Raw genomic sequence first — 19,742 nt, 5'->3', positions numbered from 1 at the left:
AAGGGACGACCGCCGGGCCCGCCCGGGCCCGGCGGACTGGAGGAACGGGCGATGGTCCGGCCGCACCCGCCGTGACAGCCTGGCCGGACGGCCGGCCCACCCCCTCCCCGCGCCCACCCCCTCCCCGCGCCCGCCACCTGCGGTTTCCCGCCATCCCCGCGGCGCGACCCACTTCCACATTCTGTTGAAAGCCCCCTTGACGCCCCGACGGGCCCCGCCTTACTTTGTTTCCGCATACAGAAACCGTTCTTCCGTATGGTGGAATTCTGGAGATGAGCCCTCCGACCCACTGCGGGCCGATGCAGGAGATACCCGATGCCTCGTATGACAGCCGCCCGCGCGGCAGTGGAGATCCTCAAGCTCGAAGGCGTTGAGGTCGCGTTCGGCGTGCCGGGCGCAGCGATCAACCCGTTCTACCGGGCCCTCAAGGAGGGCGGCGGCATCCGGCACACGCTGGCCCGGCACGTCGAGGGCGCCTCCCACATGGCGGAGGGCTACACGCGCGCCAAGGCCGGCAACATCGGTGTCTGCATCGGCACCTCCGGCCCGGCCGGCACCGACATGATCACCGGCCTCTACTCGGCGATCGCCGACTCGATCCCGATCCTGTGCATCACCGGCCAGGCGCCGGTCTCCAAGCTGCACAAGGAGGACTTCCAGGCCGTCGACATCTCCTCGATCGCCAAGCCGGTCACCAAGAAGGCCACCACCGTGCTGGAGGCCGCCCAGGTCCCGGGCGTCTTCCAGGAGGCCTTCCACCTGATGCGCTCCGGCCGTCCGGGCCCGGTCCTCATCGACCTGCCGATCGACGTCCAGCTGACCGAGATCGAGTTCGACCCCGAGACCTACCAGCCGCTGCCGGTCTACCAGCCGCGGGCCAGCCGCGCCCAGGCCGAGAAGGCGATCCGCTTCCTGCTGGAGTCCGAGCGCCCGCTGATCGTCGCCGGCGGCGGCATCATCAACGCCGACGCCTGCGACCTGCTGGTCGAGTTCGCCGAGCTGACCGGCGTCCCGGTCATCTCCACCCTGATGGGCTGGGGCACCATCCCCGACGACCACCCGCTGAGCGCCGGCATGGTCGGCGTCCAGACCTCGCACCGCTACGGGAACGCCACCTTCCTGGAGTCGGACTTCGTCCTCGGCATCGGCAACCGCTGGGCCAACCGCCACACCGGGTACAACCTGGAGGCGTACACCAAGGGCCGCACGTTCGTCCACGTCGACATCGAGCCCACCCAGATCGGCAAGATCTTCGCCCCGGACTACGGCATCGCCTCCGACGCCAAGGCCGCGCTGGAGCTCTTCGTCGAGGTCGCCAAGGAGCTCAAGGCCGAGGGCCGGCTGCCCGACTTCACCGCGTGGGCCGGGTCCGCCCAGGAGCGCAAGGCCACCCTCCAGCGCCGCACCCACTTCGACAACGTCCCGATGAAGCCGCAGCGCGTCTACGAGGAGATGAACAAGGCCTTCGGCCCGGAGACCCGCTACGTCACCACGATCGGCCTCTCGCAGATCGCCGGCGCGCAGATGCTGCACGTCTACCGGCCGCGGCACTGGATCAACTGCGGCCAGGCCGGCCCGCTCGGCTGGACCATCCCGGCCGCGATCGGCGCCGCCACCGCCGACCCGGGCACCCCGATCGTCGCGCTCTCGGGCGACTACGACTTCCAGTTCATGATCGAGGAGCTGGCGGTCGCCGCCCAGCACAAGGTCCCCTACATCCACGTCCTGGTGAACAACGCCTACCTGGGCCTGATCCGCCAGGCGCAGATCGGACTGGACATCAACTTCCAGGTCAACCTGGAGTTCGAGAACATCAACACCCCGGAGCTCGGCGTCTACGGCGTCGACCACGTCAAGGTCGCCGAGGGCCTCGGGGTCAAGGCCATCCGCGTCACCGACCCCGACCAGCTGGGCGCCGCCTTCGAGGAGGCCAAGAAGCTCGCCGCCGAGCACAGCGTCCCGGTCGTGGTCGAGGCCATCCTGGAGCGCATCACCAACATCTCGATGAGCCGGACCGTCGACATGAGCGACGTGACCGAGTTCGAGGAGCTCGCCACCCTGCCCGAGCACGCCCCCACGGCCATCAAGCCGCTGGCGCTCTGAGCCGCGCGGGCCCGGCGCCCCCACCGGCGCCGGACCTGCGCCCCCCCGGGCGCGCGGGCCGGCACCCCCGGGCCGCGCCGGGCGCACCACGGCGCCCGCCCGGCGGCGAGCTGCCCCGTCCGGCGCGACCGCGTTCGGCACGCCGGTCGTCCGGGTACGTACCGGTGTACCGCCCGTACGCGACCGCAGCGCGCGGGCTTCCGTAGCCCGGGAGGCCACTCCGTGCCCTTCACCATGAGCTTGTCCGAGCGCGAGGCCTTCCTGGCGGGCCCGCACGTCGGCGTCCTGGCCGTCGGCGACGACGGCGCCCAACCGGCCGGGCGCCTGCTGGCCGTCCCGATCTGGTACTCCTACCGGCCGGGCGGCGTCCTCACCATCCTGACCGGCCGGGACTCCGCCAAGGCCCGCCGGATCCGCGCCAGCGGGCGGTTCGCGCTCTGTGCCCAGCAGGAGGAGCCGCCCTGCCGCTACGTGAGCGTGGAGGGCCCGGTCGTCGCGATCGAGGACGGGGTCGACCCGGCCGAGCGCGCCGCGATGGCCCACCGCTACATGCCGCCCGCCACCGCCCGCGCCTACCTCGCGGCCACCACCGAGCAGCTGACCGCCGACATCGCCATCCGGATGCGCCCCGAACGCTGGCTCAGCGCCGACTTCGCCGCCGTCGCCGCCCGCTTCGACGCGCGGACCGAGGCCCGGACCGACGGCCGGCCCGAGGCCCGGACCGACGCCCGGTCCGGCCGGACGGGAGCGGAACAGGGGGCGGAACACCCGGAGCCCGGTCGTGGTTGACCGGGGCGGGGCGGCTACCGTTCCGTGACGAGTGCTGCACCGATATCCGACCATCCGAAGGGGACTTCCGTGAGCCTGTACGACATCCCGCTGCGCACCCTGTCCGGCGAGACCGCCTCGCTGGCCGACTACAAGGGCAAGGCACTGCTGATCGTCAACGTCGCCTCCAAGTGCGGCCTGACGCCCCAGTACGCCGGCCTGGAGCGGCTCCAGGCGCGCTACGCCGAGCGCGGCTTCACCGTGCTGGGCTTCCCGTCGAACCAGTTCGCCGGGCAGGAGCCGGGCAGCGCCGAGGAGATCCAGACCTTCTGCTCCACCACCTACGGCGTCTCCTTCCCGCTGTTCGAGAAGACGGACGTCAACGGCGCCGACCAGCACCCGCTGTACGCGGCGCTGACCCGGACCGCCGACGCCGAGGGCCAGGCCGGTGACGTGTCCTGGAACTTCGAGAAGTTCCTGGTCTCGCCGGACGGCACCGTGGCCGCCCGGATCCGGCCCCGCACCGAGCCGGAGTCGGCCGAGGTGATCACCGCGATCGAGGCCGTCCTGCCGGCCTGATCCGCACCACCGCCGGAGGAGCCCCGGGGCAGCCGCCCCGGGGCTCCTCCGCGCCCGCCCCCGGCATCACCCGCCCCAGCGCCCGAGCTTCTCCGGGTTGCGCACCGCCCAGATCTGCGCGATCCGGTCGCCGGCGAGGCCGAACGCGGCCACCGTCACGGTGACCCCGCCCCGCCGGGCCGCCAGTCCGGGGCGGCCGTTGACCGAGCGCTCCAGCAGCTCCATGCCCGGCGCCAGGTCGCCGATCCCGACGATGTAGCGGGCGATCCGCTCGGCGCCCGTGACCGGGCGCAGCGCGGCGCCGGCCAGCCCGCCGCCGTCGGCGGTCATCGTGGCGTCGGGGTCGAGCAGGCCGACCAGGGCGGCGATGTCCTTGGCCTCCCAGGCCTGCTTGAACTCCCTGATGATGCGGGCTTCTTCTTCCCGCACGCGCGGTGCCACCGTCGGCCGGGCCGCGCGGATCCGGCGGCGGCCCGAGGAGGCCAGCTGCCGGCAGGCCGCCGGCGTCCGCCCGACGATCGCGGCCACGTCGGCGAAGGGGTACTGGAAGACGTCGTGCAGGACGAAGGCGACCCGTTCGGCCGGGGTCATCGATTCGAGCACGACGAGGAACGCCATGTCGACGGACTCGTCCAGGGTGACCAGGTCCGCCGGGTCGCCGCCGGCGCCCGGCCGGCCGTGCAGCCACTGCGTGCCGTCCGGCAGCGGCTCCGGGATCCACTCGCCCACGTAACGTTCGCGCCGTGCCCGCGCCGAGCCGAGCACGTCGAGACAGATCCGACTGGCCACCGTCGTCAGCCACGCCCCGGGGGACTCGACGGCCTCCCGCTGCTGCCGGGACATCGCGTACCAGCGGGTGCAGGCCTCCTGGACGGCGTCCTCGGCCTCGGCCAGCGAGCCGAGCAGCCGGTAGGCGATGTCGATCAGCTGCCGGCGCTCGCCCACGAGCACGCTGAGGCCCGGGTCGGGCCGGTCCGGTCCGGGCTCGGTTCGACTGGTCATGGTCGTGACGACTCCCTCGTTCGGGCCTCAGCGCACCATGATCCACAGGTCGTCCCGGTGGGCCCGGGCCGGGGTGGCGCCTGACGTTTCCGGTGGCTGTGTCGTCGGACCGATGAGCGGCCGGTTCGCCGGCCCTCGGACACGGTCGAGAAGAAGCAGAGTCGAGCAACAGAAGGAAGGGGCCCTCATGCCCACCCGTACGACGGCACCGCGGCACAGTCCCAGGCTCTCCGCGTTCCTGCGGGTCGCGATCGCCCTGCAGACCGCGGCCATCTTCTTCCAGGCGGTCACCGCCGGGCTGTCGCTGTCCACGTCCTACGGAGAACCGCTGCACAGCGGCGGGGCCCGCGGGATGTACGCCACGACGATGCTGTACGTCCTCGCCTCGGTCCTGAGGTGGCGGCCGGGCGGCGGTTCGCCCCGGCCCGTCCTCCACTCGACCGGATTCCTCGTCCTCGCGTCGGCGCAGGTGGTCCTGGGCGTCCAGCACGTGGCGAGCCTGCACGTCCCGCTGGGTGTCCTGATGTTCGGGCTGAGCCTGCTTCAGCTGGGCCGGGCGACGGCGGGCCACCTCCGGCCGGCGGCGCCGGTTTCGGGTCCGGCTTCGGCGTCGAGCGCCACTGCGGCGGTTTCGCCGGCTCCGACGGACGCTCCGCGGAAGCCGCGGAGCACGAGCCAGCCGGCGAGGGAGAGCTCCCAGGCGAAGACCGGGACGGCCGCGGCCGTGCCGGGCCCGGAGAGCTGAGCGTAGCGGCCGAACAGCACGGCCACCGCGGAGGCGCAGATCAGCGGCCCGCCCACCAGACCCAGCATGGTGATCACCCGCGGCACGGCCCCGGTCCGGTGCAGGAGCACGGCCAGCATCAGGGTGTTGACGCCGAGGATCAGATTGGGCCCGAGCAGGAAGGTCCAGTCGTGGACGGCGATGAGCGCCTTGGCCGCCACGGCGAAGGAGGAGGCACCGGCGTCGGAGGCCGCCGGTGCCTCCCGGCGCAGCGTCACCACCGCGAGCACGCTGACCAGCCCGAGGACGATGACGACCGCCTCCAGCAGCCGGACGCACACATAACCGAGCGCGAGCCCCTCGTGCCGGCGCCGGAGGACCGGAAAGAGCGTCACCCCGGTGCCCACCACCGCCAGGGCCAGGACCACCTCGCACAGCGCCCCGAGCAGGACCCTGTTGTCGGCACCCGCGCCCAGCACGTAGTCCGTGCCGTCCAGCAGCGGTCGGTACAGCGTCAGCCCGGCCACGGCGGCGACCTCGGTCACCAGGAACAGCACGCCCGCCGCGATGCCCTTGCGTCTGTCTGTGTCCATTGCGGAACTCCCCACCCAGTAGCAGAGGTGTACGGCGTACACCTGTCGATGACGATAGGCGTACGCCGTACACTCGTCAAGATGAAGCAGTCAGCGGACGGAACGCGGCGGGCGCCGCTCAGCCGGGAACGGGTCCTGCGAGCGGCGGTGGCGTTCGCCGACGGCGCCGGGACGGACGCGATCAGCATGCGCAAGCTCGCCCAGGAGCTGGGCGTGGTGCCGATGGCGCTCTACAAGCACGTGGCCAACAAGGACGAACTCCTCGACGGCATGGTGGACCTCGTCGTCGGCGAGATCGGCCCGCCCGGCGAGGGCGGCTGGCAGCCCACGATGCGCGCACGCGTCCTCGCCGCACGCCGGGTCCTCCTGCGGCACCCCTGGGCCGCGGGCGTGATCCAGTCCCGCACCAGCCCCACCCCGGCGGTCCTCGGCTACCTCGACTCGATGGCCGGCCTGTTCCGGACCGGCGGTTTCTCGGTCGGCCTCACGCACCACGCGATGCACGCCATGGGCAGCCGGCTGCTGGGCTTCAGCCAGGAACTGTTCGACGACACCGCCGCCACCCCCGACCCGGCGGTGCTGCGGCAACTGGCACGCGCCTACCCCCACATCGCGGAAATCGCCGGCGCCGCCGGACACGACGAGGCGTCGACGGTCGGCGGCTGCGACGACCAGGCCGAGTTCGAGTTCGCGCTGGACCTGCTGCTGGACGGGCTCGAACGGCTACGGGCCGCAGAGCAGTCGACCCAGGAGCCGTGACGGCTCAGAAGCGGTGACGGCTCAGGGGCAGTGGTAGGGGAACGAGACGGAGACGCTCCGGGGGCCCGGAGAGAGCAGCTCCAGGGTGGCGGTGGACGGGAGCGAGCCCTGGCCCTCGAAGCTCCAGCGCAGCACCAGCTCGGTGCGGTGCGTGCCGGAGCCGACCTCCTGCGCCAGCTCGCCCGAGGTGGTGCCGTCGCTGCGCAGCCAGCGGTAGCGGAGGGTGCCCGCGGCGCCGTTGGTCTCCACCGCGGCCGTGATCACCGCGGTGCCGCCGCAGCCGGGGCCCGCGGGGTCGGTGCTCGCACCGACCCCGGTGACCGCCAGGGCCGGCATGGTGAAGCGCCAGAACAGGAAGGCCAGGAGGGCCAGCAGCAGCACCGGGACCAGCACGCGCCACACCCGGCGCCGACCGGGCGGCCGCTCCGCCTCCGGGAGGGCGGCACCGTGCCAGACGGCGGCGGCCCGCGGCGGGACACCGGGGCCGAACCGCCGCAACTCCCCCGGTGCGAGCGGCTGTTCCGCCGGCTCGCCGGACACCGGGACACCATGCGACGGGGTGCCGGGCGGCGGGGTCCCGGTCTCGCCGGGCTCCGGTGCGCCGGGGAGCGTGGCGGTCTCCCCCCGCGTGGGTGTGCCGACCAGCGTGGCGGTCTCCCCCGGCGCCGGTGCGCCACCCCAGACCCGGGGGTCCAGGAAGGTCGCGCTCGCGGCCCCGGTCTCGTCGAGCCGGACGGTGGCCTCGGGGTCGGGCCCGAGCCGGACCGTCCGGTCGGCGCTCCGCGCGCCCGCGGCGAGCGGAACGGTCCGGTCCGCGGCCGCGCCCGGTGCCGGGGCGGAGTCCGGGGTGGAGTCGGGGCGGGGCGTGGACATGGCTGCTCCAGGGGAACGCGACGGGAAGGGTGGGGCGGGGCCGGCGGCAGGGGTTCGGCCGCAGGGGCTCGGCGGTAGCGGTCAGCGGTGGCGGATCAGCGCGGCGGGTCGCACAGGTAGGCGGCCACCTCGGCCGAGGTCTTGCCCGGCTTCGCCGCCGCCGGGGTGGTGGAGACCCGGACGCCCCAGGTCGGGAAGGTGTCCGCCGAACCGAAGTCGTGCGGACGGGTGACGGTGGCTCGGCCGTCGCGGAGCACTACGGTGTCCGTCGCGACGGTGATCGACCGGCCGCCCGAGCTGTGGTACCAGCTCAGCGTCAGGGTGCCGGTTCCCGCGCCCTGGGCGACCACCGTGACCGTGGCGGTCAGGCTCCACCGGCCGCTGCAGGTCAGCGAGTCCAGGTTCACCGTGGTCACCGCGAGGGTCGCCGGGGCGACGGTGGCCGTCGGGCTCGGGGTGGGCGGGGCCGACGGCGGGGCGGTGGTGGCGGGCGGGGCCGACGGCGGCGCGGCGGTGGGAGTCGCGCCGCCGGGCGGTATCGACGGCGCACCGGGGGTGGGCGCGCCCGTCGCGGGCGGGGTCGCCTTGCCGGTCGGCGGCCTGCCGGTCGGCGTGGCCGCGGGCGAGGTGCTCGGAACGCCCGAGGTCGCCGACGGCGAGGGCGACGCGGCCGGGGTGGCCGCCGGATCGGACGGACCGGCGTCCGGGGTGCCGGTGGCACCGCCCGCGTCGGGCGACGGACCGGCCGCCGGGCCGGGCGCGCCGAGCGTGGTGGTGGCCTCCGGGGAGGCGCCGCCGACCACCGTGCGGGCACCGCCGTCGGCCGCCCCGGCGATCGCCATACCGGCCAGCGTGGCCAGGGTCAGCGCGCCGGCCGCGACCCCGACGAGCGCCTTGCCGCGGCTGCCGAGCCGGGCCCCGCGCCGGACCGGGGAGAGCCGGGCCGGGGTCTGCCGCACCAGGGTGGCCGAGCCGCCCGCGGCGGGCAGGGCGGTGTGGGCCAGCGAGGTGCCGCCCGCCGCGCCGCCGGTGCCGGGCAGCAGCAGCCCGAGCAGCGCCACCAGCGCCGTGAGGTCCAGCCGTCCCTTCTCCTCCCACCGCGGCCCGTACCCGGCCGCCGCGACGGCCTCCAGCTCCTCGACCAGCTCGGCCGCGCTCCCCGGGCGGGCCTGCGGGTCCTTGGCCAGGCCCGCCAGGATCAGCGGCCGGACCGGGTCGGGCGCCAACTCGGCCGGGATCGGGGCCTCGGTGTGCTGGACGGCGAGTTCGGCGAACGTCACCCCGTCGTACGGGCGGCTGCCGGTGAGGCACTCGAAGAAGGTCACGGTGGCGGCGTAGACGTCACCGGCCGGGGAGGCGGGCCGCCCCGCCCACTGCTCGGGCGGCATGTAGGCGGGGGTGCCGGAGACGTCGCGGTCGTCGCCGCTCGGCACGGCGATGCCGAAGTCGACCAGCTTGGAGGTGCCGGCGACGTCGACCAGCACGTTGCCCGGCTTGTAGTCGCGGTGCACCACACCGGCCTCGTGGGCGGCCGCCAGTCCCAGCAGCGAACCCTTCAGCACGACCAGGGCCGCCTGCGGGGTGGTGGCGCCCTCCGCGCGGAGCAGGTCGCGCAGCGCGATCCCGTCCACCAGCTCCATCACGATGGCGGCGCCCCGCTCGCCCTCCACGTACTCGTAGAGGCGGGTGACGTGCGGGGAGTCGACGGCCGCGAGGACCAGCGCCTCCTCCCGCAGGGCGGGGGTGCCGAGGGAGTCGTGCAGGTACTTGATCGCGACGGGGGTGCCGGTCACCCGGTGGTGGGCGAGCACGACCCGGCCGCTCGCGCCGGCGCCGAGCTCCCGGTCGTGCAGGTAGTCGGGGAGCTCCCAGGGGCGCGCGTCCTCGATCCCCGGCACCCGGTCCCGCGGACCCTCCGGCACCCGGCCCTGGGAACCCGCCGGAGACCCGCCCCGCGGATCCCCCGGGGTCGGCTCCTGCGGACCCGCCGCCCCACCGGTGGGAGCGTCGCCGCTCCCGGTCGGTCTGCCGCCCTGCTGCTTCCCGCTGTCCATCGTGCGCTCTCTCCCCGTGACTGCCCGGCCGCTCCTGCGGCGTCGCACCCTACGACACCGCGGCTACCGCCTGGGACGCGGCCCGAGAACAGCGGGTTCCGGCGCCCGGGAGCCGCCGGGTCACGATTCGGGTGCTTCGCACACCGTGCCAACCACCGAGCCCGTCCGGCCCGGTCACGGCTCCAGCAGCAGCCGGGTGCCCGGCGGCAGCTCGCCCGCCCGGGCCGCGTCGCGCAGGTGCCGCAGCAGGGTCTCGCGCAGCGCGGCCGCCGCCCGGGTCAGCGGCACCTCGTGCCCGTGCGCGACGGCGATCGTCCGCCCCAGCCCCGGCCCCGCGAACGGGGTGACCGCCAGGCCCGAACGGGCCGCCACCATGCCCGGCACCACGGCCGGCCCGAGCCCGGCCCGGACGAAGCCCAGCACCGCGTCCATCTCCCCGCCCTCCACCGCGAACTCCGGCTCGAAGCCGGCCTCCCGGCAGGCCGCCAGGGTCGCCTCCCGCACGTCGTAGCCCTCCCGGAACATCACCAGCGGCCGGCCGCGCAGCTCGGCCACCCGCACCCGCCGGCGCCGGGCGGCGGTGGCGGCCCGGGCCACCAGCACCAGCTCCTCGTGCAGCAGCTCGGTGACGGCGAGGGCCGGCGCCGCCTCCCCACTCGGCGGGGTGATGATCAGCGCGACGTCCAGCTCCCCCGCCGCCAGCGTCCGGACCAGGTCGCGCGAGCCGCCCTCGCGGACCACCAGCGCCACTCCCGGGTAGCGGTCCCGGAAGACCCGCAGGACGTCCGGGACCAGGCTGGTGCACAGGCTCGGCGGCGCCCCCAGCCGGACCCGGCCGCGGCGCAGCTGCACCGTCTCCTGGACGGCCAGCCGGGCGCTCTCGGTGTCCGCGAGGATCCGCCGGGCCAGCGGCAGCAGGGCGTCCCCGGCGTCGGTGAGGGCGATGTTGCCGCGGGTGCGGTGGAACAGTTCGGCGCCCAACTCCCGCTCCAGGGCGCGGATCTGCTGGGAGAGGGACGGCTGTGCCACATGCGCCGCCTCGGCCGCCCGGGTGAAGTGGCGGGTCTCGGCGACGGCGAGGAAGTAGCGGAGTTGCTGCAGCTGCACCCGGCCAGGATAGGCCGCTCCCCAGCGCGGACCATAGCCTGTGGCTATCACGGTGAGCCGCGGCATGTCTTGGACGTACCGTCGGGCCCGTCCCTACCGTGGTCGCCATGACAACCGCGACTCGGACGGCCCGGCATCCGTCCACCCTGGTGACCCTGTGGCGGTCGACCGTCGGCAAGAAGGCGGTCATGGCCGTCAGCGGACTGGTCATGCTGCTGTACCTGGTCGCGCACATGCTGGGCAACCTGAAGGTCTTCTTCGGCCCGGACGACCTGAATGGCTACGCGCACTGGCTGCGCACCCTCGGCCAACCCGTCCTGCACTACGAGTGGTTCCTGTGGATCGCCCGGTTCGGCCTGCTGGCGGCCGTCGGGCTGCACGGCGTGGCCGCGTACCAGCTGAGCCGGCGCGACCTCAGGGCGCGCCCCAGCACGTACGTGCACCAGCGGCGGCGGGCCAGTTACGCGACCCGGACGATGCGCTGGGGCGGGGTGATCCTGGCCCTCTTCATCGTCTGGCACATCCTGGACCTGACCACGCTCACCGTGAACCCGGCCGCCGAGCACGGGCACCCGTACCAGAACATCGTGGCCTCCTTCTCGAACTGGTACAGCTGCGTGATCTACATCGTCGCGATGCTGGCCGTCGGCCTGCACATCCGGCACGGCTTCTGGAGCGCCGCGCAGACCCTCGGCGCCAACAACGCCCGCCGTGACCGCGCGTTGAAGCTGACCGCCAACGGCCTGGCGCTGGTGCTGACCGTCGGCTTCCTGTCCGTCCCCGTGGCCGTGATGACCGGAGTGGTGAGTTGAGCCCCTACAGCGAGTACAGCGTCGGCGATCCGGTCGCCGACACCCGGGCCCCCGGCGGGCCGATCGAGCAGCGCTGGGACCAGCGGCGGTTCGAGGCCAAGCTGGTCAACCCGGCGAACCGGCGCAAGCACACCGTGATCGTGGTCGGCACCGGCCTGGCCGGCGGCGCGGCCGGCGCCACACTGGCCGAACAGGGCTACCACGTCGTCCAGTTCTGCTTCCAGGACTCCCCGCGCCGGGCCCACTCGATCGCCGCCCAGGGCGGCATCAACGCCGCCAAGAACTACCGCAACGACGGCGACTCCGTGCGCCGGCTGTTCTACGACACCGTCAAGGGCGGCGACTTCCGCGCCCGCGAGTCCAACGTCCACCGGCTGGCCCAGGTCTCGGTGGAGATCATCGACCAGTGCGTGGCCCAGGGCGTCCCGTTCGCCCGCGAGTACGGCGGCCTGCTGGACACCCGCTCCTTCGGCGGCGTGCAGGTCTCCCGCACCTTCTACGCCCGCGGCCAGACCGGCCAGCAGCTGCTGCTCGGCGCGTACCAGGCGCTGTCGCGCCAGATCGCGGCCGGCAACGTGGAGATGCACGCCCGCACCGAGATGCTCGACCTCCTGGTGATCGACGGGCGGGCCCGCGGCATCGTCGCCCGCGACCTGGTGACCGGCGAGATCAGCACCCACACCGCCGACGCCGTGGTGCTCGCCACCGGCGGCTACGGCAACGTCTTCTACCTCTCCACCAACGCCAAGAACTCCAACGCGACGGCGATCTGGCGCGCCCACCGGCGCGGTGCCTGGTTCGCCAACCCGTGCTTCACCCAGATCCACCCGACCTGCATCCCGCGCTCCGGCGAGCACCAGTCCAAGCTCACCCTGATGAGCGAGTCGCTGCGCAACGACGGCCGGATCTGGGTGCCGAAGGCCAAGGGCGACACCCGGGCGCCGGGCGAGATCCCCGAGGACGAGCGGGACTACTACCTGGAGCGGATCTACCCCTCCTTCGGCAACCTGGTGCCGCGCGACATCGCCTCCCGGGCCGCCAAGAACGTCTGCGACGAGGGGCGCGGCGTCGGCCCCGGCGGCCAGGGCGTCTACCTGGACTTCGCGGACGCCATCCGACGGCTGGGCCGCGACGCGGTGGCCGCCAAGTACGGCAACCTGTTCGAGATGTACGAGCGGATCACCGCCGAGGACCCGTACCGGGTGCCGATGCGGATCTACCCGGCGATCCACTACACGATGGGCGGACTCTGGGTCGACTACGACCTGCAGACCACCGTCCCGGGCCTGTTCGCGGTCGGCGAGGCCAACTTCTCCGACCACGGCGCCAACCGGCTCGGTGCCAGCGCCCTGATGCAGGGCCTCGCCGACGGCTACTTCGTCCTCCCGCCGACCCTCAACGACTACCTGGCCCGCAACCCGCTGCCCGCCGTCCCGGCCGACCACGCCGAGATCGCCTCGGTGGAGGCCGAGGTGGCCGACCGGCTGAACCTGATCCTGGCGGTCGGCGGCGACCGGACGCCGGACTCCTTCCACCGCGAACTCGGCGAACTCCTCTGGGACGAGTGCGGGATGGCCCGCGACGAGGCCGGACTGCGCCGCGCCCTGACCCGGATCCCGCAGCTGCGCGAGGAGTTCTGGCGCCGGATCCGGGTGCCCGGCACCGGGCAGGAGCTCAACCAGTCGCTGGAGAAGGCCAACCGGCTGGTCGACTACTTCGAACTGGCCGAGCTCATGTGCCTGGACGCGCTGCACCGCGCCGAGTCCTGCGGCGGCCACTTCCGGACCGAGAGCCAGACCGAGGACGGCGAGGCGGCCCGCCGCGACGACGCCTTCTCCTACGCCGCCGCCTGGGAGTTCACCGACACCGGCAGCGCCCCCGTCCTGCACCGCGAGCACCTCGACTTCGAGCACGTCCACCCCACCCAGCGGAGCTACGCGTGAACCTCACCCTTCGGATCTGGCGCCAGGCGGGCCCGGACACCCCCGGCTCGATGACCACCTACCAGGTCACCGGGATCAGCCCGGACATGTCCTTCCTGGAGATGCTCGACACCCTCAACGAGGAACTGATCACCCGCGGCGACACGCCGGTGGCCTTCGACCACGACTGCCGCGAGGGCATCTGCGGCGCCTGTGGCATGGTCATCAACGGCCAGGCCCACGGCCCCGAGCGGACCACCACCTGCCAGCTGCACATGCGGCACTTCGCCGACGGCGACACGATCGACGTCGAGCCCTGGCGGGCCGCCGCCTTCCCGGTCGTCAAGGACCTGGTGGTGGACCGCTCCGCGTTCGACCGGATCATCGGCTCCGGCGGCTACATCACCGCCCCCACCGGCAGCGCGCCCGACGCCCACGCCACCCCGGTACCCAAGGAGGCCGCCGACACCGCCTTCGAGCACGCGGAGTGCATCGGCTGCGGCGCCTGCGTCGCCGCCTGCCCCAACGGCTCGGCGATGCTCTTCACCTCCGCCAAGGTCGTCCACCTCAACGTGCTGCCGCAGGGCGCGCCCGAACGCCGCTCCCGGGTGCGCGACATGGTCGCCACGATGGACGCCGAGGGCTTCGGCGGCTGCACCAACACCGGCGAGTGCGCCACCGCCTGCCCCAAGGGCATCCCGCTGCCCAGCATCGCCGCGATGAACCGGGAGTTCCTGCGCAGCGCGGCGGGCTGAGCACCCCGCCGGCCGTCCCGCCACCGCTCCCCGCCGGGTGCCGCCGGGACGGCCGGGGCGCGCGGGGCGGGCGCACGCGCCCCGTGCGGGTGGTGGTTCGTCAGGACCGCTGCTGTACTCCGGGAATTCGCGCTACGGTGGTCCCCGCGCCAAGGAGGGTCATATGCCCGAGGTTCAGTCCTGCGCCGGGTGCGGCGGGTCCGGGGGCACCGAGAAGACCGAGGCCACGGTGGAACTGGACGAGGAAGGGGGCATGGTGCCGAAGCTCAACACCTTCTGGTCGCCGTGCAGTCGATGCCACGGATCCGGGACGGTGATCGTCGGATGAGGCTGGTCTTCGAGTGCGTCGAATGCGGCGGCCACTACCTGCCGCCGGAGACCATGGCGTACCCCGACGGGCCCGCCTCGGCGCTCTGGTGTGCGCACTGCCAGGCCGCGAAGCGGGCGGCGGGCCTGCGTGAGGACCCGCTGCTGGCGCGGATGGCGCTGGCCGGCGCCCGGGCCGCACTGGCCCACCGCGCCGCCGAGGACACCGGGGCTACGCGCGCCGACATCCGGCCGTCCAGGCCGCCGCTGTCGCGCCGGGCCCGGTCCGGGCCGGGCGGGGTGCGCGGCAAGCTGGCCTGAACCGGCCCCTCCTCGGCCGCGATCGGAACAGGCCGCGGGTCAGCACTGGCCACGGGTCAGCACAGGCGGCGGTCGGAACGGGCCGCGGTCGGATCAGAACAGCGCCTCCTGGGTGTCCGGCTCCTCGGGGCGCGCCCGGGGGCTCACCACCAGGCCCGACACCGGGCGGCCCGCCGCCGGGGCGAGCGTCCACCCGGTGAGTCTGCGGGTGTCGAGCAGCAGCGGTTCGGCGCCGCCCGGCTGGTCCAGCAGCAGATGGCGCCCGATCGGCGGGCGGAGCGTACCGGCCACCACCGCGCCGGGGGCGAGGGCGTCGATGTGCCCGTAGGACACCGGAGCGCCGTCGGCCAGCCCGAAGATCCCGACCTGGTCCACGACCGGGTGGTCGGGCAGCAGCTCCACCGCGTGCCCGTCCAGCAGCCGGTGGGCCGCGGCGCGGGCTCCGGTCAGCAGCGCGCGGCGGTACTCCGCGTCGCCGTGCCGCCACCAGTGCGCCGTCTTCACCCGGCCCGTGAAGCGTTCCCGGGCCATCCCCGAGGCGGCGACGGTCAGCTCGGCCCGGCGGACGGCGGGCAGCGCGCCGCGGGCGGCGAACGTCCAGGCGAGCGCACCCTGTTCGAGCAGCCGGGCGGTGCCGCGCGACTCCCCGGTCAGGCCAACCTTCAGCAGCCCCTCGCCGAACCAGGCGAGGTAGAGGCGGTAGGTGCGCCCGTCGTCGAGGATCTGGTCCCGGGCGAGCGCCAGTCCGCGGTCGACGCTCTGGCAGGCGGCGCACTGGACGGCGCCGCCGTCCGGGTCGATGACGGCGTGGTGCGGGCACGGCGTGCGCTCGGTGGCCCCCACCAGCAGGGCGCCGGTGCAGCGGCGCGGCCCGCCGATCAGCCAGCCGATCTCCGCCCCGGGCACCACCACCCGCTCGTGCACCCGGTGCCCGTGGACCGCGCGGAGCACCGGCTGCCCGTCGCGCCAGTGCAGGCCGGTGGAGACCCACCCGCCGCCCGCCTGCTGCGGCACCTTCACGCTCACCCTCCCGTCACCGGCTCACCCGTCCGTCCATCCGTCCGAACCAGCGAGGCTACCCGCTCCCTCCGACAGTCCGCCCGTGCGCGCCGACGACGGCCCCCTCGGGGCGGCCCGCCCCGGCGCCCGGCGCGGTGATCACCCGTACGCGTGGCATCCGGCCGGGCCCCGCCGTCGTTGCTCCGGGCATGAGCCATACGAACCCGCCCCGTGCCCTGCACGTCGTGTCCACTCCCCCCGAAGGCACCCCGCGGGCCGTGGAACTGACGCAGTCGTGGGACAGCAGCGCGGCGGAGCGGGCCGCCGACGCGCTGGACGCGCTGCGCACCGTCGAGGTCCCCGTCGGCGCCGTGCGGGCCGCTCTGCTGATCCTGGCCGACCTCGTGCGGCGGCCCGGCGAGAGCGAGGAGATGCGGGCCGCCGCCCGGGACGTGTGCGCCGTCCTGGTCGGGCTCACCGACGCCCTCACGGCCTGACGGGGCTCCCCGCGGCTACCCGGGCACGGGCGACCGGGACCGCGCCACGGGGTACGGTCGGCGCCATGATCGACAGCGCCCACGGGCCGAACCCCGCCCCCGACCCGGCCCCCGACCCGGTCACCGCCGACGACCTCGCGCTCGTCCTCCGGCTCGCCGCCGCCACCCTGCGCGGCGTGCCGGAGGACGCCGACTGGTCCCGGCCCGCCGGAACGCTCAGCTGGGACTGCTGGGCCACCGTCGAGCACCTGGCCGACGACCTGCTGGCCTACGCGGCCCAGCTAGGCCCCCAGGACCCGCCGCGCGACCGCTACGTGCCGTTCCGGTCGGTCCGGCTGTCCCCGGGCGCGCCGAACAGCTTCGTCTACGCGCAGCGCGAGAGCGGCCCGGACGGGCTGGTCCAGGTCCTGGAGGCGAGCGGCGCGCTGATGGTCGCGATGGCGCGCACCGCCCCGCCGGACACCCGCGCCTACCACCCGTGGGGCCTCGCCGACCCGGCCGGGTTCACCGCGATGAGCCTGGTGGAGACGCTGGTCCACCTGCACGACGTCGCCGAGGGGCTCGGCCTCGCCTGGGAGCCTCCGGCGGACGTCTGCCGGCGCACCCTCGCCCGGCTCTTCCCCGACGTGCCGGCCGACGGCGCCGCCGGACCGTGGCCGACCCTGCTCTGGGCCACCGGGCGCGGCGACCTCCCCGGCCGCCCCCGGCGCACCGACTGGCGCTGGGACGCGGCGGTCCGCCCGGGCGGGTAGGCCCACCACGTCACTCCTCGCCGGGGGTCGGCGCCGGCACCTGACCGGGGGCGCCGGCGCCGACCTCGTGGTCGAGGCCCACGGTCCGGCCACCGTCGACCGATCGGTCCGCCCCGGCGCGCCGCACGGGGGGACCGTGCCGCTCCGGATCGTCTCCGAGCAGCCCGCCGAGCCGCGGAGCGCCGGCGAGGCGTACCCGGGGTCGCCGACGACGTGGAAGCGGGGTCACCGGCGGCCATCCACCGGGACTTCGTCGGCAGCCGCACCGGCCCGGAGGCGATGCTGTGCCCGGTCGGACCACGGGCTGCGCCCGGCGGCCGGGCGGGAGTTCGGCTTCGGCGAGTACCGGACGCCCACCGGCACTTCCTCGCCCGCGACGCCGTCGCAAGGGCCGTCGTCCGGGTGGCCGGACGACGCCGGGCCCGGCCGGACGCCGTCGCAGGTCATGGGCGCTTGGCCGGTTCACCCGTCCACGTTCTATTGTGGCGGGCGCGGCGACGACGCGGCCGGGAGGCGGCGCGCGGGCGCGGCCGGGCGTGAAGCGAAGGGGTGGACGGTGGCGGGGCGGCGGAACGACGGGGTACTGGCGGTCTGGGCGGAGACGCAGCGACAGGAACAGCGCCGGGAGGAAGCCCGGTGGCGCGCCCAGACGGCCGAGCAGCGGCGGCGCGAACGCGAGGAGCGCGAGATCCAGCGGGCGGCCGCCCGGGGCGAGCGCGAGGCGGTGCGGGCGTACCAGCAGTCGCGGGAGGCGGAGGCGGCCCGGCGGACGGCGGAACTCGACGACCGGGTCGAGGAGTTGAAGGGACTGCTGGCGGCGGGCCTGGGGCGGCCGGCGTTCAGCCCGCAGGCCCTGCTGGCACCCGCCGCGCTGCCGCCCTTCGAACCGGGCCGGCTCGGCGAACCGGTGCCGATGCCCGATCAGGCGGACTACCAGGTGCCGCCGCCGACCCCCGCCCAGGCCCGCAACCCGGGGGTCCGCCAGCAGTACGAGCAGTACGTGGCGCAGGCCCGGACCCGGTTCGAGCAGGACTGGTACGCGGCGCAGGCGGCCGAGGCGGACCGGCAGCGCCGGCTCGCCGAGTACCACCGGCAGTACCTCGACTGGGCGGCCCAGCACCGCCGCCAGGACGAGGACCGGGCTTCCCGGACGCAGGAGTTGCTGCGCCGGCTGCGCGACGGCGAACCGGACGCGGTGCAGGAGTACTTCACCGCCGTGCTGTACGCCTCGGCGGGCTGGCCGGAGGGGTTCCCGCACCGGCTGGTCGCGGCCTGGGAGGCGTCGACCCGCCAACTGGTCGTCAACTGGGAGCTGCCCGGCCCGGACGTCGTCCCGGCCGCCGGCCGGGTGCGGTACGTGAAGTCGGACGACCGGGAGGCCGAGGTGGCCCGGCCGGCCACCGAGCGCAAGGCGCTCTACCGCGAGGTGCTGGCGCAGAGCGCGCTGCGGGTGGTGGCCGAGCTGTTCCGGGCGGACGCGGACGGCACGTTGGCGTCGGTGGTGCTGAACGGCTTCGTGCGCGGCATCGACCCGGCGACCGGCCGGGAGGCCGAGCGCTTCCTGTCGACGGTGACCGTGGACCGGTCCGAGTTCGCGGGTCTGGCGCTGGACCGGGTGGCCGCCGTGGAGTGCTTCCAGGGGCTCGGCGGCGTGCTGTCCGCCCGGCCGGAGCGGCTGGACGAGGTCCGGCCGGACCGGCTGCCGGAGACGGTCGGCGGCAACGTCGCCGGTCAGGGCGGCGAGGACGAGCCGGACCTCTTCGAGATGGACCCGATCGAGTTCGAGGAGCTGATCGCCGAGCTGTTCCGGCTGCGCGGCTTCCGGGTGATGACCACGGCACGCAGCGGGGACGCCGGGGTGGACGTGGTCGCCGAGGACCTCGACCCGGTGACCGGCGGACGGATCGTCATCCAGGCCAAGCGCTACCGCTCGACGGTCTCCCCCACCGCCGTCCGGGACCTCGACTCCACCGTGCGCCACCACGGTGCGATCAAGGGGATCCTGGTGACCACGGCCGGTTTCGGCCCCGGCTCCTACGAGTACATCCGCAACAAGCCGCTGACGCTGGTGAGCGGGCCGGAGCTGGTCGAGCTACTGGCCGAGCAGGGCCTGCGCGGCCGGCTCGGCGGCGGCGCGAACGGCGAGGGCAACGGCGGCGGCGGTGACGCGAACGGCGGCGGCAACGGCGGCGGCGCGAACGGCGGCCGTCCCGGGGCCGGTCGGGCAGCCGGCTCACCCGCCCCGGCCGACGGCGCCGAGCCGGACGAGCGTCCGACCCTCCTGCGGCTCTCCTGGCAGAGCCGCACGGCCGGCGGGGACGCCGTGGAGCTCGACGTCTCCGCCTTCCTCTGCGCCGACGGACGGGTGCTCGACGACGAGCACTTCGTCTTCTTCAACAACCCGCAGGACCCGGACGGCGCGGTCCGTCTGCACTCCACCCGCTCGGTCCCCGGCGAGCCCGCCCGGGAGGCCGAACTCAGCCTGCACCTGGGCCGGGTGGCGGCGGGGGTGGACGAAGTGGTGGTCGCGGTCTCCACCGAGGAGGAGGAGTCGCCAGCGCTGCCGCTCGGCTACGTGCACGGGCTGGCCCTGACCGCCTCGTTCGGTCCCGGCGCCGAGGGCCCGGCGCACTGGGCGGCCGTCACCGGCGGGGTGTCGGACAGCGCCCTGGTGATCGGCTCGTTCCACCGCAAGGGCGGCGACTGGCAGTTCGCCCCGGCCGGGACAGCGGTGGCGGGCGGCCTGGCCGGGCTCGCCCGGCGCTGGGGCGTCGCGGTCGAGTGATCCGCCGGACGGCGGGGCGCCCGGGCGCCTC

The 19,742-nt window shown here is 74.8% G+C and carries 18 protein-coding genes and 1 pseudogene; 13 read left to right on the top strand and 6 right to left on the bottom strand.

Translation table 11 applies throughout. The annotated features are described in order from the left end of the window. The first annotated feature begins 324 nt into the window (after positions 1-324). From gcl to ACIF6L_RS19250, 3 genes are all read left to right on the top strand, one after another. On the top strand, positions 325-2,103 hold the full coding sequence (gene gcl, locus ACIF6L_RS19260) for a glyoxylate carboligase (RefSeq protein ID WP_396486736.1): 1,779 nt from the start codon (positions 325-327) through the stop codon (positions 2,101-2,103). A 222-nt stretch (positions 2,104-2,325) separates the two neighbouring features. Then, on the top strand, positions 2,326-2,892 hold the full coding sequence (locus ACIF6L_RS19255; RefSeq protein WP_396486375.1) for a pyridoxamine 5'-phosphate oxidase family protein: 567 nt from the start codon (positions 2,326-2,328) through the stop codon (positions 2,890-2,892). 69 nt (positions 2,893-2,961) lie between these two features. Further along, the gene (locus ACIF6L_RS19250; RefSeq protein ID WP_329485994.1) at positions 2,962-3,450 is read left to right on the top strand and encodes a glutathione peroxidase; all 489 of its coding nucleotides are present in this window, start codon (positions 2,962-2,964) and stop codon (positions 3,448-3,450) included. A 66-nt stretch (positions 3,451-3,516) separates the two neighbouring features. On the opposite strand, the gene sigJ is transcribed toward ACIF6L_RS19250, so the two are convergent. Then, complete coding sequence (gene sigJ / locus ACIF6L_RS19245) at positions 3,517-4,452, bottom strand: RNA polymerase sigma factor SigJ (RefSeq protein ID WP_396486376.1); 936 nt, start codon at positions 4,450-4,452, stop codon at positions 3,517-3,519. A gap of 187 nt (positions 4,453-4,639) precedes the next feature. Here sigJ and ACIF6L_RS19240 point away from each other — a divergent pair. Beyond that, positions 4,640-5,008: pseudogene (locus tag ACIF6L_RS19240) on the top strand (hypothetical protein); the annotation flags it as partial. Here the strand turns inward: ACIF6L_RS19240 and ACIF6L_RS19235 are convergent. Further along, positions 4,996-5,769, bottom strand: a complete 774-nt coding sequence (locus ACIF6L_RS19235) for a DUF4386 domain-containing protein (RefSeq protein ID WP_396486377.1) — start codon at positions 5,767-5,769, stop codon at positions 4,996-4,998. The pseudogene ACIF6L_RS19240 and the gene ACIF6L_RS19235 overlap by 13 nt on opposite strands. 81 nt (positions 5,770-5,850) lie before the next feature. Here ACIF6L_RS19235 and ACIF6L_RS19230 point away from each other — a divergent pair, with 81 nt between their 5' ends. Next, the gene (locus tag ACIF6L_RS19230) at positions 5,851-6,528 is read left to right on the top strand and encodes a TetR/AcrR family transcriptional regulator C-terminal domain-containing protein (RefSeq protein ID WP_396486378.1); all 678 of its coding nucleotides are present in this window, start codon (positions 5,851-5,853) and stop codon (positions 6,526-6,528) included. Positions 6,529-6,549: 21 nt separating this feature from the next. Here ACIF6L_RS19230 and ACIF6L_RS19225 read toward each other — a convergent pair whose 3' ends face one another. The 3 genes from ACIF6L_RS19225 to ACIF6L_RS19215 form a co-directional block, all read right to left on the bottom strand. Next, entirely contained in the window at positions 6,550-7,401 is an 852-nt protein-coding gene (locus ACIF6L_RS19225) for a hypothetical protein (RefSeq protein ID WP_396486379.1), read from the bottom strand. A 95-nt stretch (positions 7,402-7,496) separates the two neighbouring features. Continuing rightward, positions 7,497-9,323 (bottom strand): protein kinase, encoded by a 1,827-nt coding sequence (locus ACIF6L_RS19220; protein ID WP_396486380.1) that lies wholly within the window; start codon positions 9,321-9,323, stop codon positions 7,497-7,499. A 306-nt stretch (positions 9,324-9,629) separates the two neighbouring features. Then, positions 9,630-10,562: a LysR substrate-binding domain-containing protein gene (locus ACIF6L_RS19215; RefSeq protein WP_329486001.1), complete on the bottom strand. Its 933-nt coding sequence runs from the start codon at positions 10,560-10,562 to the stop codon at positions 9,630-9,632. A gap of 107 nt (positions 10,563-10,669) precedes the next feature. Here ACIF6L_RS19215 and ACIF6L_RS19210 point away from each other — a divergent pair, with 107 nt between their 5' ends. The 5 genes from ACIF6L_RS19210 to ACIF6L_RS19190 all read left to right on the top strand — a co-directional run bounded on the left by ACIF6L_RS19210 (position 10,670) and on the right by ACIF6L_RS19190 (position 14,678). Next, positions 10,670-11,374, top strand: a complete 705-nt coding sequence (locus ACIF6L_RS19210) for a succinate dehydrogenase cytochrome b subunit (protein ID WP_396486381.1) — start codon at positions 10,670-10,672, stop codon at positions 11,372-11,374. Next, on the top strand, positions 11,371-13,317 hold the full coding sequence (locus ACIF6L_RS19205; RefSeq protein WP_396486382.1) for a fumarate reductase/succinate dehydrogenase flavoprotein subunit: 1,947 nt from the start codon (positions 11,371-11,373) through the stop codon (positions 13,315-13,317). The genes ACIF6L_RS19210 and ACIF6L_RS19205 overlap by 4 nt, the downstream gene beginning before the upstream one ends. Then, complete coding sequence (locus tag ACIF6L_RS19200; protein WP_329486004.1) at positions 13,314-14,051, top strand: succinate dehydrogenase/fumarate reductase iron-sulfur subunit; 738 nt, start codon at positions 13,314-13,316, stop codon at positions 14,049-14,051. The genes ACIF6L_RS19205 and ACIF6L_RS19200 overlap by 4 nt, the downstream gene beginning before the upstream one ends. 163 nt (positions 14,052-14,214) lie before the next feature. After that, positions 14,215-14,379 (top strand): hypothetical protein, encoded by a 165-nt coding sequence (locus ACIF6L_RS19195; RefSeq protein WP_359809849.1) that lies wholly within the window; start codon positions 14,215-14,217, stop codon positions 14,377-14,379. Continuing rightward, complete coding sequence (locus tag ACIF6L_RS19190; RefSeq protein ID WP_352295314.1) at positions 14,376-14,678, top strand: hypothetical protein; 303 nt, start codon at positions 14,376-14,378, stop codon at positions 14,676-14,678. The genes ACIF6L_RS19195 and ACIF6L_RS19190 overlap by 4 nt, the downstream gene beginning before the upstream one ends. 93 nt (positions 14,679-14,771) lie before the next feature. Here the strand turns inward: ACIF6L_RS19190 and ACIF6L_RS19185 are convergent, their stop codons facing one another. Next, the gene (locus ACIF6L_RS19185; RefSeq protein WP_396486383.1) at positions 14,772-15,698 is read right to left on the bottom strand and encodes a DUF2797 domain-containing protein; all 927 of its coding nucleotides are present in this window, start codon (positions 15,696-15,698) and stop codon (positions 14,772-14,774) included. A 224-nt stretch (positions 15,699-15,922) separates the two neighbouring features. On the opposite strand from ACIF6L_RS19185, the gene ACIF6L_RS19180 reads away from it, so the two are divergent. The 3 genes from ACIF6L_RS19180 (at position 15,923) to ACIF6L_RS19170 (ending at position 19,711) form a co-directional block, all read left to right on the top strand. Further along, on the top strand, positions 15,923-16,174 hold the full coding sequence (locus ACIF6L_RS19180; RefSeq protein WP_359809845.1) for a hypothetical protein: 252 nt from the start codon (positions 15,923-15,925) through the stop codon (positions 16,172-16,174). A gap of 65 nt (positions 16,175-16,239) precedes the next feature. Next, positions 16,240-16,926 carry a hypothetical protein gene (locus tag ACIF6L_RS19175; RefSeq protein WP_396486384.1) on the top strand — a complete coding sequence of 229 codons (687 nt, stop codon included), beginning with the start codon at positions 16,240-16,242 and terminating at the stop codon, positions 16,924-16,926. A gap of 556 nt (positions 16,927-17,482) precedes the next feature. Further along, positions 17,483-19,711, top strand: coding sequence for a restriction endonuclease (locus tag ACIF6L_RS19170; protein WP_396486385.1), 2,229 nt, complete (start codon positions 17,483-17,485; stop codon positions 19,709-19,711). Positions 19,712-19,742: the final 31 nt, after the last annotated feature.

The organism is Kitasatospora sp. NPDC086009 (genome assembly GCF_044540385.1).
GTDB lineage: Bacteria > Actinomycetota > Actinomycetes > Streptomycetales > Streptomycetaceae > Kitasatospora.
This window is presented reverse-complemented; position numbering and strand designations above follow the sequence as displayed.